This is a genomic window from Pseudobacteroides cellulosolvens ATCC 35603 = DSM 2933 (genome assembly GCF_001262605.1).
In the GTDB taxonomy this organism is placed as follows: Bacteria; Bacillota; Clostridia; order Acetivibrionales; family DSM-2933; genus Pseudobacteroides; species Pseudobacteroides cellulosolvens.
In genome coordinates this window covers 6,080,401-6,096,723 of record NZ_LGTC01000001.1, presented here as the reverse complement: position 1 = coordinate 6,096,723, position 16,323 = coordinate 6,080,401, and the positions used below count along the sequence as shown (strand labels likewise).

The 16,323-nt window shown below is 36.8% G+C and carries 10 protein-coding genes and 1 other RNA gene; 3 read left to right on the top strand and 8 right to left on the bottom strand.

The annotated features are described in order from the left end of the window. The first annotated feature begins 296 nt into the window (after positions 1 to 296). Positions 297 to 1,685 (top strand): dockerin type I domain-containing protein, encoded by a 1,389-nt coding sequence (locus Bccel_RS30480; RefSeq protein WP_036943585.1) that lies wholly within the window; start codon positions 297 to 299, stop codon positions 1,683 to 1,685. 298 nt (positions 1,686 to 1,983) lie between these two features. Beyond that, on the top strand, positions 1,984 to 4,536 hold the full coding sequence (locus Bccel_RS25245; protein WP_050753843.1) for a glycoside hydrolase family 9 protein: 2,553 nt from the start codon (positions 1,984 to 1,986) through the stop codon (positions 4,534 to 4,536). Between the two features lie 148 nt (positions 4,537 to 4,684). On the opposite strand, the gene Bccel_RS25240 is transcribed toward Bccel_RS25245, so the two are convergent. From Bccel_RS25240 to Bccel_RS25225, 4 genes are all read right to left on the bottom strand, one after another. Further along, complete coding sequence (locus tag Bccel_RS25240; RefSeq protein ID WP_036943584.1) at positions 4,685 to 8,110, bottom strand: NAD(P)-binding protein; 3,426 nt, start codon at positions 8,108 to 8,110, stop codon at positions 4,685 to 4,687. A gap of 566 nt (positions 8,111 to 8,676) precedes the next feature. Then, the gene (locus Bccel_RS25235) at positions 8,677 to 9,012 is read right to left on the bottom strand and encodes a hypothetical protein (protein ID WP_036943582.1); all 336 of its coding nucleotides are present in this window, start codon (positions 9,010 to 9,012) and stop codon (positions 8,677 to 8,679) included. A 40-nt stretch (positions 9,013 to 9,052) separates the two neighbouring features. Continuing rightward, entirely contained in the window at positions 9,053 to 10,267 is a 1,215-nt protein-coding gene (locus Bccel_RS25230; RefSeq protein WP_036943580.1) for a zf-HC2 domain-containing protein, read from the bottom strand. Then, positions 10,254 to 10,727, bottom strand: a complete 474-nt coding sequence (locus Bccel_RS25225) for an RNA polymerase sigma factor (protein ID WP_036943578.1) — start codon at positions 10,725 to 10,727, stop codon at positions 10,254 to 10,256. The genes Bccel_RS25230 and Bccel_RS25225 overlap by 14 nt, the downstream gene beginning before the upstream one ends. A 314-nt stretch (positions 10,728 to 11,041) precedes the next feature. Here Bccel_RS25225 and cphA point away from each other — a divergent pair, with 314 nt between their 5' ends. After that, the gene (gene cphA, locus Bccel_RS25220) at positions 11,042 to 13,681 is read left to right on the top strand and encodes a cyanophycin synthetase (RefSeq protein ID WP_036943576.1); all 2,640 of its coding nucleotides are present in this window, start codon (positions 11,042 to 11,044) and stop codon (positions 13,679 to 13,681) included. Positions 13,682 to 13,811: 130 nt separating this feature from the next. On the opposite strand, the gene ssrS is transcribed toward cphA, so the two are convergent. The 4 genes from ssrS to Bccel_RS25205 all read right to left on the bottom strand — a co-directional run bounded on the left by ssrS (position 13,812) and on the right by Bccel_RS25205 (position 16,206). Next, a non-coding RNA gene (gene ssrS / locus Bccel_RS29260) (6S RNA) lies at positions 13,812 to 14,023 on the bottom strand. A gap of 140 nt (positions 14,024 to 14,163) precedes the next feature. Beyond that, complete coding sequence (locus Bccel_RS25215) at positions 14,164 to 14,883, bottom strand: DUF421 domain-containing protein (protein ID WP_036943575.1); 720 nt, start codon at positions 14,881 to 14,883, stop codon at positions 14,164 to 14,166. Between the two features lie 152 nt (positions 14,884 to 15,035). Continuing rightward, a complete protein-coding gene (locus Bccel_RS25210; protein WP_036943573.1) occupies positions 15,036 to 15,296 on the bottom strand; it encodes a YkuS family protein in 261 nt (86 codons plus the stop codon). Positions 15,297 to 15,462: 166 nt separating this feature from the next. Continuing rightward, positions 15,463 to 16,206: a stalk domain-containing protein gene (locus Bccel_RS25205; protein ID WP_036943571.1), complete on the bottom strand. Its 744-nt coding sequence runs from the start codon at positions 16,204 to 16,206 to the stop codon at positions 15,463 to 15,465. Positions 16,207 to 16,323 lie beyond the last annotated feature (117 nt).

Sequence of the window (16,323 nt, the reverse complement as noted above, 5' to 3'; positions counted from 1 at the left end):
ATTATAAATTAAACAAGAATTTTATAAACAAAAAAATAATTTTATTAGCCATAAATGCATAATTGAGCTATACTTATAAAGTTTTAGCTAAAAACCAGGCCAAAAACAATAGTTTACAATGCCATTTCGTACTGTAAAACAAATAATACATTTTCTCTTGCAATTTGAAGCATATGGTATATAATTATATTAGAATATGCAAGGGGATGTCATCCTATAAGTGTATAAGTTTGCCCTTTAGTAAATTATGCTTTACATTTCATAATCTTATTTATAATCAAAAGGAGGTAATATTTATGTTTTGCATAAGAAAAGCCAAATGCTTTATAACAATTTTACTAATTACTCTATTAGCCGGAATTAGCTCCGTTCAGAGCTTTGCTGATACATCGGCTCCAACAAGACCTGTAACCAGTCCATATCCTACCGGTATATATGATTGGGAGCTTAAAGTAATACCAGACATTAACGCAAGTGAGCCTTTAGCCTTAAAGGACTTTCAAATTCAACTTTCATGTAAAGGCGATATCAAACATCAAGACAAAACAAATCAGGATGGCTATATTAAATTTTACGCTATTGGTACTCTTCCTTGGGATGTTACGATTAGTAAGCCAGGATATTTAACAAAAACATACGCAAATAGTGCTGTAAATGCCGGAAGCTTAGAAGAACCTATAACAATGTGGGCAGGTGATATAAACCAAGATAATGCCATAAACATGGCAGATGTAATTGAGATGGCCAAAAGTTTCGGTATGACTTCTGAAGATACAAGCTTTAATGCTGTTGGAGATTTCAATTGCGATAATGTAATAAATATGACTGATATTGTGACTTTATCCAAGCATTTTAACAAAATATCCAGTGATTATTCATATCCTGTAAAAATAACATTACGTGTTGTAGGTAATGACGATATTGGCGGTACTGGAGGCGGTTCAGTAATTATTTCACCTCCATCCATAGAAGGAGAAAGTATAATTACAGCTTCATGGGGCGATAATATTCAAAAACTTTCTTTTCTTCAGGGAACAAAAGTCACTATAATTACTGATACATGGGGAAGTGTAGATCCATATTATATTCTAGAAGGTTCTGATGCTTCAAGAGATCCTTTGGTATTAACCGTTCAAGGCGGTGAAGTTATAACTTACTACATACTTGCTGATGATCCAACATGTCCACCCACTCATACTCCAACACATACTCCTACCCCAACTACGCCACCTACTATAACTCCATCCGCGGATGTGACTCCAACCCCGACTAGTCCTTACCCAACATTTCACAAGTTTCCTTATGAAGTAACAACCAATATGTCTGCAAGTGATATCACCAAGGATTCTGCTATTATTTCGACTGATATAAAATTTAGCGGCTCTGCGTATATATCAAATGATACAGCATTGGTTTATTGGATGAAAAATAATCCAGATAATAGAATTTCTAAAGAATTGACTTTAAAACGTGACGATACTAACAGTTTCTTCTCTGGCATCACTTATTGCACATCGGATTTTCAACTTACAGGATTAGAGCCAAATACAGTTTATTGTTGTCAGATAAAGTCACATTTTTCTCCTTCCGGAGAAATTCAGACGGGCAAATATGACTATTACTGGACCCATGGTCCGTATGAACCATACGACAGCATTATATATGAATTCAGCACTCTTCCATAATTATAAATATAACTTTTATTAAATATAAAACAGGTATGGCTATTTAATCCGCCATACCTGTTTTATATTTATAATAATAAAGGTTGACAATATCCTATCATGTTCTGTTTGGGATATTTATGAATTTCCATCCTACCACTTACTGTTACATTTTCTTAATATACATAATACATATTGTAAAGCATAATAATGTTCGATATAATATTGTCATACATGTATTCCTGACTATTCATACTGTAATAAAATTATATTTAAATATATAATTTATTAAATTTATTAATTATAAGGGGGAATTAAAATGTTAAAAAGAGCAGTCGTGTCAGTCTTGTTTGTTTTTGTTCTTACATTGTTAAGCAGCACGTGCTTTGGTGATCAATCCCAATTACTAAAACGAACAGATTTTACCGATGGTTTTAGCTCACCATGGAGGCTTATGACTAGCAATTCAAACTTGGCGTACTCATATGTAAAAGACGGTAACCTTACTGTACATATGGATGCCAAAGGCACAAACAAATGGGATATAGCTGTCGTACATGATGATTTTAGTCTTTATCAAGGACAAATTTACCGTCTACAATTCAAGCTTGTTGCTTCAAAGAATTGCAAGGTATATGCAAAAATAGGTGATAAGAGAGAACCATACGGCGAGGCATGGAATAATAAATGGTCTCCATTTAGTCTTATTGCTGACAAGGTACTTCAAATCGAAACCACATTTACAGCAGATAAGGATTATAAGGATGCACAGTTTGCTTTTCATTTAGGAGGAGAATTAGCCGGATCCTTACCGAACGAAGTAAAGATCATCAGTGCTTCAATTATTGGTTATACGCCTGATCCAGATCCAACTCCAACCCCTGTAATAGATATAAGGGTTAATCAATTGGGATATTACCCGGATTCAGTCAAAAAAGCCACTTTAAAAACACATTATAATACTCCTTTTAATTGGATGCTTAAGGACAGTCAGGGTACTATTGTTGCGTCAGGCAAAACAAGCTCTTATCGTATGGATCATGCATCAGGGGAATATGTTCAGATAATAGACTTTTCTGATTATAATACACCAGGTACAGGATATACTCTATACGCTGGCGATGCTTCAAGCTTTCCCTTTGACATAGGAAATAATATTTACTCAAAACTGCAATATGATGCATTAAAATATTTTTATCATGCAAGAAGCGGCATCGACATTAAGATGCCTTACTGTGAAAATCCCCAATGGTCCAGAGTTGCAGGGGATTTACCTGATAAAGCAAACTACTCGGGTACTGCCAGCTACAATGGTCCAAACATACTTGATGCTACAGGTGGGTGGTACGACGGAGGATTTTCTACAAAGTATCTGTCTTATAATGGGATGGCATTATGGAAAATGCAGAACCAATATGAAAATGCCTTGGTTACAGGAAAAGTTGATGCCTTCAAAGATAATTCAATGAATATTCCTGAAAGCGGAAACGGTTACCCCGATATACTTGATGAAGCACGCTGGGGTATGGAAGGACTTCTAAGAATGCAAATTCCTGAAGGCTATGATTGTGCCGGTATGGCATCTTATCTAATCAAAGGCAATACTAATTACCTGACTACTACAGGCGAACCCATAACAGAAAGATTATACTCCCCGCCATCGACAGATGCCACTCTTTATCTTGCTTCATGTGCAGCACAGGCATCAAGACTTTGGAAATCAATAGACAGTAATTTTTCTGGAAAATGCCTTCTTTATGCTGAAATCGCATGGGAAGCAGCACAAAAAAATCCGCTGGTATACCAACCCTACAACGGTCCTTCACCTATAAATCCGTATCCTTCTGATTATTTTGATGATGAATTCTATTGGGCAGCTTGTGAGCTTTATATAACTACAGGAAAAAGTGTATATCTTGATTATATAAAAGGCTCAAAGCATTATTGCCAGATGGCTTTAGAAATACCTGAATATGATAGCCATGTGCTGCAGGAAAGCATGAAGCCTGATTTTACTGCAGGTCTTGGAACAATATCGCTGGCACTGAACAAAACTCAAGAATTCCCTGAGGCTTTGAAGAATATAACCAAAGTAGCTGATTCATACATATCAGTTCAAAATGGACAAGGCTATAGCATGCCTTTAGCTGAAAGATATATTACTTCTCCATTTTATTACAGCAAGTCTTCTGTATTAAGGGGATACCCACAAGGTTCAAACCTTCTTGGAGCAAATAATGCAATAGTTATGGCGTATGCCTATGCTTTAACCGGAGACAAAAAGTATGTAAATGGTGTTAACGAGTTTATGGATTACCTTTTAGGCAGAAATCCTATGGTTAAGAGTTATATCACAGGTTATGGTGAAAATCCAGTAATAAATCCAAACCATGGATTGTTTGCTTACCAGGATAACCACAATTTGCCAAAGGCTCCAGGTGGATTTTTAGTTAGTGGGGCAACTTCACTTCTTAATGCAATGAGGGCTGTAATAGATGGTGATTCTAACTATTTACCTGCTCAGAAGTGCTATGAAGATGATTATTTTAATTATTTGACTAATGAAGTTAATGTTGATCTTAATGCATCACTTGCATGGCTGGCTTCATTTGAGGAAGCTAGAGGCCTTATTCCTACTTCACCTCCAAAGAAGCCTAATCCAGCGGATATAAATGGAGATGGAAAAGTCAATATGAGAGACGTTGTAGAAATGGCATTAGCTTTCGGTACAACATCAAAAGACCCGAATTTTAACAAAAAATGCGATTTAACTAATGACGGAGCAGTAAATATGAGCGATGTAATGGCTTTAGCAATGAGGTTTGGTGATGAATATGAGCTGCCGGAACCAGGTACAGTGCATATTGATTAATTCAATCACTACTTCTCAACATAATTATTTATTTTGAGCTATTAATCTCTTATATATAACAAGGCTGCTGCAAAATGTATTAGATAAAATACATATTTGCAGCAGCCCTTTATATTATATTAAAAGCTTTAACACTCTTACATTTGGTTTATTTAGAACTCTTGAATGTACTGCCAAGTGCAGATTCATCAATCTGTTGGCCGTTAAGAGTTATATATATTCCGCTGCCTGAGTGGGTATCCTTTAAACGTATAGTTCTTATATTTATAAAGGAATCCATCTTCAGTTTCTTTATAGTCTCAGACATATTGCTATACAGCTCTTTTGAACCCTTGCTTGCACATGAATCACACATACAGATGGTGAATTCCTGTGTTACAAAGGTCGAGTTGGCTTTCTTACGAACAGTGTTGCAAGCATTGTCACCAACTTTTGGCGTATAGCTTGTGTGCAGCAACTCATGTGCCAGGTGAGAGTTTGCTTCACCGTAGAATTCGTTATAAAGTCTCAGTATATCAGGGTTTTCCTGAGATTTACGATATTCAGCAGTTTTATCTATATTTACAAGAACCTGCTGGCGTTTTTCCATGGCATCAATCTTTTCAGGTACCGGATGCCCTGCACCGCATATACATCCACCAGGACATGCCATAACCTCTATAAGATCATACCCAACATCAACACCCTGTATTATCTTTTCCACGATCGGCTCTGCATTATGAAGGCCGCTTATAACCGCAACACGTACATTTGTACCGTTTGCATCAACTGTAGCTTCCTTGAGGCCTTCAAAACCACGAATTTCTTCGAAGTCAAGATGATCCGTAAGCACATTTCCTGTGAGCTTTTCAACAGCCATACGTAGAGCAGCCTCAGCAACACCACCCGATGCACCAAATAGAACCCCTGCACCTGTTACCCTCTTGTATGGATCATCAAACTCCTGAGGTACTATATCAGAAGTCTTTATACGCAACAGTTCAACCATTTCAAGCATTTCACTTGAAGTGAGAACAGCATCCACATCTCTGATTCCTTCAGGAGCAAATTCCGGACGTGCAGCTTCATGTTTTTTAGCAAGACATGGTACTATTGATACTACAAAAAGATCATCCTTTTTTACTCCAGCCAGCTTTGCATAATGATTCTTAACAGTCGCACCCATCATTTGCTGTGGTGATTTACATGTTGAAAGATGTGGTATAATTTGAGGATAACGTTTTTCAACAAAGTTTACCCATCCCGGACAACATGATGTAAACTGAGGCATTACACCTTTTTTATCAACACGTGTTAAAAACTCTGTTGTCTCTTCAACAATTGTCAGGTCGGCAGCAAATGAGAAGTCAAATATCTTATCAAATCCCATTTTTCTTAATATTCCCGCCATGAAAGGTGATGCTTCATCATATGGGATACCAAAATAAGATGAAACGATACTGCGTACCGCAGGAGCAACAAAACCTACCACAACCTTATTTGAATCATTGATTGCTCTAAATACCTTGCCTTTTTCACGTCTGTAATCCAGAGCACCGCAAGGACAAGCATTCACACACTGACCACAGCTTACACAGTCGGTTTCCTGAAGTGGTAAACCACTTTTGGTTCCAACAAGCTGTCTTCCATGTTTTGTATAATAAGTAAGAACGTCAGGACCTTCAATTTCTGCACATGCTGCAATACAACGTCCGCAGGAAATACATTTATTGTGGTCGCGAATAATAAATGGATGATCGTCCACTATAGGTACAAATGGGCGTTCATGAATCGGATTCACATATTCAACTTTATGAGCCTGAGCTTCCTTTCTAAGATCGCAACTATAACGCTCTTTACATCCGCATTTAAGGCAGCGTCTAGCTTCCTCTCTAGCCATTTCTTCAGTAAGTCCGAGCTCAACTTCATCAAAATTATTTTTACGCTGACTAATAGCTAGATCCGGCATTTTGGCACGAGAAATCTTAGGCATTTCTTCGAATTCCCACTTAGGGAGATCTTCCATGGAGCCGCGACTGCAGCTATAGTCTGCGTTTTGTTCATGAACATATCCCTTTGTGAGGAAACTATCCATAGCATCAGCGGCATGACGGCCTGCTGCTACTGCCTGGATAACTGTTGCAGGACCTGTAACACAGTCGCCACCTGCAAATATCTTAACTTCAGATGTTTGCATAGTATGGCCGTTAATTTCTATATCGCCCCACTTATTAAGCTTAACAGGCATATCGTTATATAGGAACTGAGTGTTTGTACTCTGACCAATTGCACCAATAATTGTGTCTGCATCTATCAAAACATCACTGCCCTCAACAGGAACAGGACGACGACGGCCGGAACGGTCAGGTTCTCCAAGCTGCATTTCCATACAGTGAAGTGTTTTCTTTCCGCCATTCATAACAATTTTATTTGGTGCCATCAAGAACAGCATTTCTACTCCTTCGTGCAAAGCTTCCTCAACCTCATATGGCTCAGCCGGCATTTCTTCACGGGTACGGCGATAGATCAGCTTAACTGATTTAGCACCTTTACGAAGTGCTGTACGGGCACAGTCTATGGCAGTGTTACCACCACCAATTACAACTACATTATCACCAAGTTTTATGTCCATACCTTTTGTTACCTGCTCGAGGTATTGTATTCCAAGCCATACACCTTCAAGGTTTTCTCCCTCAAGATGCATAGGGGTTGCACGCCATGAACCTATTGCAAGATAAACCGAGTCAAAATCGTTATTAAGGTCTTCAAGACGGATGTGCGTTCCTAACGCTTTACCTGTCATAATCTTGACACCCATCTTCTTCATAATATCGATTTCCTTATCCAAAGTAGCTTTTGGTAAACGGTATTCAGGAATACCGTATCTCATCATTCCGCCTGCATGTGGCTGGCGTTCAAATACAGTTACATCATAACCGTTTATTGCACTGTAATATGCAGCTGAAAGACCTGAAGGACCTGCACCTACAATTGCTATCTTCTTACCTGTTGATGGTTTTACATCCGGAATCCATGGCCCCTTTTCCATATCCAAGTCTGCTGCAAATCTCTTTACATAGTTGATTGCTACCGGTGAATCTACAAGATTGCGGCGGCATGCTGCTTCACATGTATGTGGGCATACACGGCCACATACTATAGGGAAAGGATTGTTGTCCTTGATTACACGGATTGCAGCTTCATAATTTCCATTTCCCACATGACGAAGATAGGATTGGATGTCTATGTTAGCCGGACAAGTCATCACACATGGGGCAACACAATCTGCATTATGGTCTGAAAGTAGCTGCTCTAAACGTATCTTACGATAATTTTCAAGTTTAGGGCTATTGGTGCAGATAACCATTCCTTCTTTAATAGGAGTCTGGCACGCCTTCACATCTCTTCCTTCTACTTCTACCACGCATAACCCACAGTTTCCATTTGACCTTTCAAGCCTGATGTCATAGCATAGATGAGGTATATGGATATCCTCCTGCATTAACGCCTGAAGGATGGTCAGATTGTCATAAACCTCAATTTCACGGCCATTGACAGTAACTTTAATTCGCTTGTGATTTGTTAATGTTTTCATAACCTTTTCCTCTTTACATTATAATTTAATTTAAAAATTTATAATAAATGTTTTGCAGTACGCACATAATATATATGGAATACTATAAAACATGTCCATTGGTATATAAGGGATGAGTTATATAATTCTTTCAAAATCCTATTTATAAAACACAATTTTGGAAGGATTATATATAAACCGCATCAATACCATATTTATATATCAACGGAATAGCACCAATCTGGTAATCATAGAAGAATTAGTAATATTAATCATCTCTTACTTCCTAATAGATACGGTTAGAATTATATACTTACTTAGGCAATAAAACTTTTGAAGCGTCAATGCTTTTTTCAAAACTTCCTTGCTTTGCTATGCCAGATGCAAGATTACACTATAATATCAAAAGTAAGTTATTTTTTTAACATTCTTTATGACCATATTTATTATAGCTGAATATTTGCAATTTGTCATTTCATGTTTCGACATTTTTAAAGAGTTACAGCAGAATATTTCAATATCTTTGCAGATTAATTGTTCTCAGTTGATTTTATGAACAATTTGGCCAAACTTTTATTATAGCTATCCTAAGCTGGAAATTTATAAAACGGATAAAGCAAATCTACATGAAATCCATATGCAGCAACCAGAAAAATAATAACTGCAGAACCAAAAATCATACACATATTTTTGCCAAAGCTCGCCCCCTCATCTTTCTTGAAAACCAACCCAAGTATAAACCCTACTATAAAAAAAATCAATGATAAAAATAATTTGTTGTATAGCACTGAACTTCTGCTTATTCCTATGGCATCTAATAATATCGTTCCAAGACAGAATGTTCTTCCGATTTTGATTGAAAATAAAATACCAATAAAAAACGCAGGGATTGAAAGAGTACCTAGCCCAATTTTTGAATTCAATTTTATCACTCCTAACTCACTTCTATTATAATATAGATATTCATCCTTTATAATTAAAGTCAACCTTTACAATACGAACATCAGCTATGTTTTTGTCTTCAAAAAGCTTAAGTGCCGATGCGGTAGGAACTTTTAAAAGTGCACCGTTAAATCTGAGGCTTTTTGATGCAATCAGATCATTGACCTTTATGATGTCGGAAGTGAACTCATCGTCCTTAAGGTATTTCGAGTACTCAATAAACCTCTTCATTTCATTTTTGAAATATTTAAAGCTTTGAGATACAGGTTGTTTAGGATCAAGAGCCCATAACTCATCCAGGTTAGTGCCATCTTCCACCCCATCATTTGAAGCAGCTTCGTTTTTGGGTGAACCAGTTACATCTGGTGCCAAAAAGCCCATTCTTTCTATATCCAACGGAAATCCCCAACTAGTATGCGATAAACCCGTGTTTTTGTAGCCCCATTTATTTATATCAAGGCCTCTTATATCAATGGAAAACCACCATTCTCTATGGCCATTATCGATTTTAGCAACCATGGTATCCAGGTTCTCAAGAGTTACAGGCTTTTCAAAATAGACAACCAAAGAACATACACTCCAATCTTTAACCGCTTCAAGTCTGGGTTTTACTTCTTTCAGAGAGTCCTCATTTCTAAAAGCAGGTTCACGCCAGTCAAACACCGTACCATCACCATTAGTTATGTATGTGGTTTTCCAGTCTATTTCTCCAATATAATTTGGAACAGCCAAATCAAATTTTCCGCTGCGGGTGTTATTATATAAAAGAGGCTGTTCAAACTCAAATACATTTATGGATTCAAGAGGACCCAGACGGCCTAACCATCCACCTTTAGCCTTTCCCCCGGGGATATTGAACTGAACAATGTCATTTAGGGCACCAATTATCATCTCATGTTTCTTCATCAAAGGCTTTGCCAATATTGTCTGGAAAATAAATGTAAGAACTATGTAGCAAATAACAATCACCAACACACAAGCTAAAACTATTCTGCCAAATACCCTTTTAAAAAATCTGTTTTCCAGATTTCTTTCCTTAATTTCCAGTTCCTTTTCATTTGACTCCAAAATAGAATCAGCCTTTAAACCTTCCAGTATGCTAAAACATTCATCACATTCTTTGAGATGATTTTCAATACTTTCATTTTCACCTTCTGACAATTTTCCCTCCAAAAAATCAGGCAGACTCTTTTTTACTACCTCACACTGTGATCCCAATTCTTCATTCATGGTCATTGTAAACCTCCTTAAACCTTTTCCTTGCCCTGTGCAAAGTTACCTTAACTATAGACTCTGTAGAATTTATGATCCCCGCTATTTCCTTATATGAAAAACCATAGTGGTCCTTTAGCAATAATACTGTTCTAAAACGCAGCGTCAGCATCCCTAATGCCTCAACTAAATGTATTTTATCAGTATCACTATTTACCTCAGTTTTTACATCCTCATGAAAAGGTTCAAAATTCACCATATTAATCTTGTTCTTTCTCACATAGTCTATAAAATTATTGTGTGCAACACGAATTAGCCATTTAGTGCATAAATAGGATGATTTGTCGTTATAAAACATTAAGAGGGCTTTATAAAAGGTTTCCTGAGTTAGGTCTTCTGCAAGCTCAATGTCTTTACAAATATTTCTTAGGTAGTTGTTAACTTTATAATAGTTATCTTTGTAAATCTTTTTAAAGCCCTCCACATACTCACCCCTTTATCCAATACACTAATTATAACGGAATTTTGTGGTCAAAAGTTACAATTAAAAATGTGAATTGTTAAAATTCAAATTAACGCCCACAAAATTCCAACAATTGTAATAACACCAACAAAGGAAAAAATATCAATATATCTGTATGAAAAGCAGTCGGATAAATCACGCAATTTCTCTAAAAAGCATAATTATGGTATAAATGTAACTCATAATACTTTTCATACATTATTCACAAAAATATTTCTCCATCAAATGTTTCAGAATATATATATACAAAAAAATCAAGCATTGGAGTGAGAAGTTTGGAAATAGAAGAAATACGAGTTTTTGATGCTCCTAATATTTATAGTTTGAGGGAACCGGTTGTGAGGTTACAAGTAAAGCTTGGTGAATTTGCAGATACTCCTACAAAGGACATTGGGACTTTGAATGAACAAATCATCGGTCTCTTCCCGGGAATAAAAGAGCATAAGTGCTGTACCGGTTATGTAGGGGGTTTTGTTGACAGACTTAAGGAAGGCACCTACCTTGCTCATGTATCGGAGCATTTATGCCTGGAAGTGCAGAAAATTCTGGGTTATGATATAAAGCATGGAAAAGCTCGTCAAGTGAAGGATGATATATATCATGTAATTTTTACATGTCCTCACACAGTAATTGGAAAAGCATGTGGTTTATTTATTATAGATACATTGAATAATTTAATTAATGGTAGAACTGTTAATATAGATAGTGAACTTGAAAGGTTGAAAAAAATATGTATCAGATATGATATAGGCATTAGTACCGGAGCTATCATAGCTGAAGCGAAAAAACGCGGTATTCCTGTCAGTATGGTAAATGATGGGGATCTGATAAGGTTGGGTTATGGAAAATACCAGAAAAAGATATCTGCTACGCTGTATGAAGGTACAAGCAGCATATCGGTAGATTCGGCAGGTAACAAGCATTTAACAAAAGCATTGTTGGAGGAAGTTTCTATTCCAGTTCCGAAGGGGAAGTTAGTCCTGGATATTGATGAAGCTATATCTGAAGCAAATGCAATAGGATACCCTGTTGTGGTAAAGCCTCATAACGGCAGTAAGGGTAAATTTGTATTTACAAATATAAAAAATGAGAACGAACTTAAGGAGGCATTTTTACAGGCACTAACCCTCGATGGAGAATGTATTGTCGAAAAATACATTGAAGGCAAGGATTATCGTGTATTGGTTGTTAACGGTAAAGTTGTCGCCGCAGCAGAAAGGGTTCCCGCTCATGTTATAGGGGATGGAGAACATACAATCCAGGAGTTGATAGAAATTGAAAACCAAAATGAGCTTCGTGGAGAAGATCATGAAAAACCCCTTACTAAGATCAAGGTAGACGAAAGTATGAAGGTTGTTCTTGATAAGCAAGGTATGGCCCTCTCTCATATACCTGACAGGAACCAAAAAATATGGCTAAGGGATAATGGAAATCTTAGCACAGGAGGAAAAGCATATGATTGCACCGATCTTGTTCACCCTGAAAATATAGAGATTTTTGAAGAAGCTTCAAAGGCGATAGGTCTGGATATTGCAGGAATTGACGTTGTTACCCCTGATATATCAAAGCCATTGGGTGTAAATAATGGCGCCATTGTAGAAGTTAATGCTGCTCCAGGAATTAGAATGCATATTAACCCTACCGGAGGGCAAAAAAGAGATGTGGTATCCCCGATTTTAGATATGATGTTTCCAGAGGGTACTCCATCCTCAATACCAATAGTATCAATTACAGGAACCAACGGAAAAACCACCACTACCCGAATGATAAGCAGTATTTTAAGGCGGCAGGGGCTTACGGTTGGCACAACAACCACTCATGGGATTTATATTAATGATACATGCATTGAAGATGGAGATACAACAGGACCTAAAAGTGCCAATAGAATACTTCATAACCGGATGGTTGAAGCCGCCGTGCTTGAGACAGCAAGAGGCGGTATTGTGCGGAATGGCTTGGCTTATGATAAAGCTGATGTCGCTGTTTTTACCAACCTTACAGAAGATCATCTTGGTGTCGATGGAATTAATACAATGGAGGAATTGCTCCATGCAAAGTCACTTGTTATTGAAGCGGTGAAAGGCGATGGTGCATGTGTTCTTAATGCTGATAATACCTGGGTGATGAAGGCAAGGGGAAAAGCGAAGGGAAACCAGATACTGTTCTCTATAGATGACGAAAATCCCATACTGCTAGATCACATAGCCAATGGCGGGTCCGCAGTCTACAAGAGGAATAATAGAATTTATATAACTTGTATGGGTGTTACAAGGAACTTCATAAGCTTAACAGACATCCCGGCAACACTTGGAGGCAGATTAAAGCATAATATCTATAACAGCATGGCTGCAATTGGTGCAAGTTTTGCTCTTGGAATATCCTTTGATTCCATATGGGAAGCTTTGAGTGAGTTCACCTGTGATGCAAACAGCAACCCAGGACGTTTTAACATCTATGATCTTAAAGATTTCAAGGTTGTTCTTGATTACGGACACAACATTGAAGGTTATCGTGTTACCATTGAGGGATTGAACGCCTTAAACCCCTCACGGCTGATAGGGGTCATAGGGGTCCCCGGAGACAGGCTTGATACGGATATTTTTAATGTAGGAAAAATCTCCGGGAGTTCTTTTGACTATATTTATGTTAAGGAAGACCAGGATTTACGTGAAAGACAACCTTTGGAAGTTGCGAACATTTTATACCGTGGAGCATTATCATCCGGTATTTCCACTGAACACATTAAAGTAATACCGGATGAGGCGGAATCTTTAAGAATAGCTTTACAGCAAGCCGCAAAAGGTGACGTAATTGTTGTGTTTTTTGAGAAAATGCAGCCATTGGTAGATGTTATTAAGGATTACCAAGAGAGAGTCTTTGCAGAAGAGCAACTGGTACAACCAATACCTGTATGACGTTTAGGCTTATATAACTAAAGCCCATAAAATAAAAGTGATTAATACCACTTTAAATTCTATGGGCTTTCTGCCTATCAAAGAGTACTCTTATATTTATATTAAAATTATCTATTAATTATTAAGTAATTAAATACCCAAAATGCCTTCACTTGCTGTTTGACACCTAGCCTTAACTAGGTGGGTGTCCTGTTGAAAACTTCAACCTTCCCCTGCCGTTGCACACTGCTTATGCAGTATGGCGGTATTAGTACTGAGGTCTGATTTCATCTTTCAAAGCTAGACTCCCTTATTTCATTTGTAGGTTCAAACAACAAGCTTTCCCGTACATCTCAGGTCAACTTTACATCTGAATCTTATTATATCTGGATTATGAATATATAGCAACACTACTTAAAGTCTTTTAATACTATTTAATATAATCTGATGAAGGCTTGCTTAGGAATGCGTTGTTATACAAGATTTTTTATGTATATTATCTTCTATTCAATACCATGCTGTCCATGCCTTTCACTGCCTTTTTGCCTTTTGGATACAAACAAGTTACCTAAAGAGTCCAGACCTGCATAAAATACATCCTTTATATCTGTCACTCCATAATCTTTGATTCTACTATAAAGCCATTGTTCATCAAGCTTGATATCTTTAAGGTTTTCAGACATAATGCTGCCGTCAATCACCAAATCCTTAGTCAGTCCCTTATACTTTGTTGAAATATTTAAATCTGATGGAGTTAAAGGCAAATTTTGTGATTTGGGTTGCACCGATAAACTTCCATCCGTTTCTAAAATAGCAAACTCCACATCGGCTATATTGAACATATTTTTTCCTCTTAACTGCATCAAGAGTTCATTGATCGTAACATGACTTTTTTTCATGTTTTGGTTAATTATCTTACCATTTTCAATTAGAACTGTTGGTTCCGAGTCCAGTTTCTTTCTTATAAAAAAACTTTTAATGTGAACATAGTCCAGTAGAACGGTAAGAGCAGCCAATGTAATTAATACACTAATAGCAGATGAATTCGGAATCTGCGATACCATAGCTAAATTTGCTGTTACTGAACCCAAAGAAACCCCTATAACATAATCAAAAAAAGTCATTTGGGAAATCATTTTTCTGCCAACTGCCCTTGCGATTAGTAAAGCTATAAAATAGCCTATTACAGTATACAATATGGATTCAAGTATTATTTGTTTCATAATCTTAACTCCTCCTTTGGAAAATTATGTCTACAGCCTGTGGTCCAATATTCAAATCACGCTATAATGACTCAACCCTCCTGCCCCTTGAGATACACAGGTAGGAGGGTTGATGACTAATTGTCAGTTTACTAATCGCTTCAAATTTGGTTTTATTTAGCAGCCTTCTGGTCTATCATGTTCTTTACTTCTTCTGCTGTAAGCCCGCTGGCAGTAATAACAGGAATGTTGGTGGACGTATCAGAAAAGCCCATCATATTAGTGTTATAATCTGCAGTAACAATTACGTCCAGATTGCCATATTTTGCAATATTATTTTCAATATTTTCACTTAGTATCTCTACCTTATATCCTTGATTTTTTAAATAGTCTGCAACGTTAGTCAAACCTTTTTCTACACCTATTTTTTTCATATGTCATCACCTCGTCGTTATTTTTCCCTCATGAAGTGCTGGTATACATGTAAAAATGATGCAGGTTATTAAGGCACAGTATATATGACGATTTCCCAGACATAGCAAAAGATGACATCCATTTAAAAGATGCCATCTTTTTATGTATTTTACTCTAATTTATAAATTATTTAACTGTAGGATTAAAGAAATATGCATAGCCGTGACTTCCTGCTCCAGAGATACCATTTGCTGAGAATCCTATTGTTTTTACTCCTGTTATATCAATTTCTTCAACTTTTTTAATCTGTCCTCCATCAACTTTAATATTTGCCAAGGTTTCTCCAGTATCAACATTATAAATATATATTGTAAATTGTTTGCCAATATGTGCATCTTTAGTTGAAAGATACACATCAAATGACAATTTACTATATGTTCCGCCTACTTCAGCCTTATATGCCGGACTAATTCCCTCAGAAGCACCACCATTCCAAAGCTCATAAGCTATTCCATCATTATATTTTATATCTGCTCCAAATTCTCCTTTTACAGTTAACGAACCTTTATCTGTTACTTTACTGCTATGACCGGATGTCTTCGCCTTGAAACTCAATACACTTTTGGGCTGTTTTTCTTCTGTTCCGATAATAACAGTTTTTGTATCACCATCCCAGTTTATAGGTATATTCAACATATTGCTGACAGAACGAACGGGAATATATGTAGTGCCATTATATAAAATGGGATACACAGCATTTCCTGATGCATCTTTCATTTCCTGAACAGCTCCTGAATACCTGATTTTAATCTCTTTGCTGAGTATGGCTTTTATTTCAGTACTCATTGAAGCCCCAAAAGCAACAACTCCAATACAGAACATAAAAACACTGGCTAAAACTGCAATTCGTACCATTATACCTTTTTTCATAAGTTTCTACTCCTTTTATTATTAAGATAGTTTTTCCTATATAATTGTATAATGTTGCATGCTTTATGTCAACCAATATTAGGTTGAAAAAAGGATGATACAAGCTGATTTTCCTCT

What these genes read in the sequence shown, in the direction of transcription:
- Bccel_RS25245 (WP_050753843.1), top strand. Translation starts at nt 1,984, where the DNA reads ATGTTAAAAAGAGCAGTCGTGTCAGTCTTGTTTGTTTTTGTTCTTACA.
- Bccel_RS25205 (WP_036943571.1), bottom strand. Translation starts at nt 16,206, where the DNA reads ATGAAAAAAGGTATAATGGTACGAATTGCAGTTTTAGCCAGTGTTTTT.
- Bccel_RS25230 (WP_036943580.1), bottom strand. Translation starts at nt 10,267, where the DNA reads ATGACCATGAATGAAGAATTGGGATCACAGTGTGAGGTAGTAAAAAAG.
- Bccel_RS25215 (WP_036943575.1), bottom strand. Translation starts at nt 14,883, where the DNA reads ATGAAACAAATAATACTTGAATCCATATTGTATACTGTAATAGGCTAT.
- Bccel_RS30480 (WP_036943585.1), top strand. Translation starts at nt 297, where the DNA reads ATGTTTTGCATAAGAAAAGCCAAATGCTTTATAACAATTTTACTAATT.
- Bccel_RS25210 (WP_036943573.1), bottom strand. Translation starts at nt 15,296, where the DNA reads ATGAAAAAAATAGGTGTAGAAAAAGGTTTGACTAACGTTGCAGACTAT.
- Bccel_RS25240 (WP_036943584.1), bottom strand. Translation starts at nt 8,110, where the DNA reads ATGAAAACATTAACAAATCACAAGCGAATTAAAGTTACTGTCAATGGC.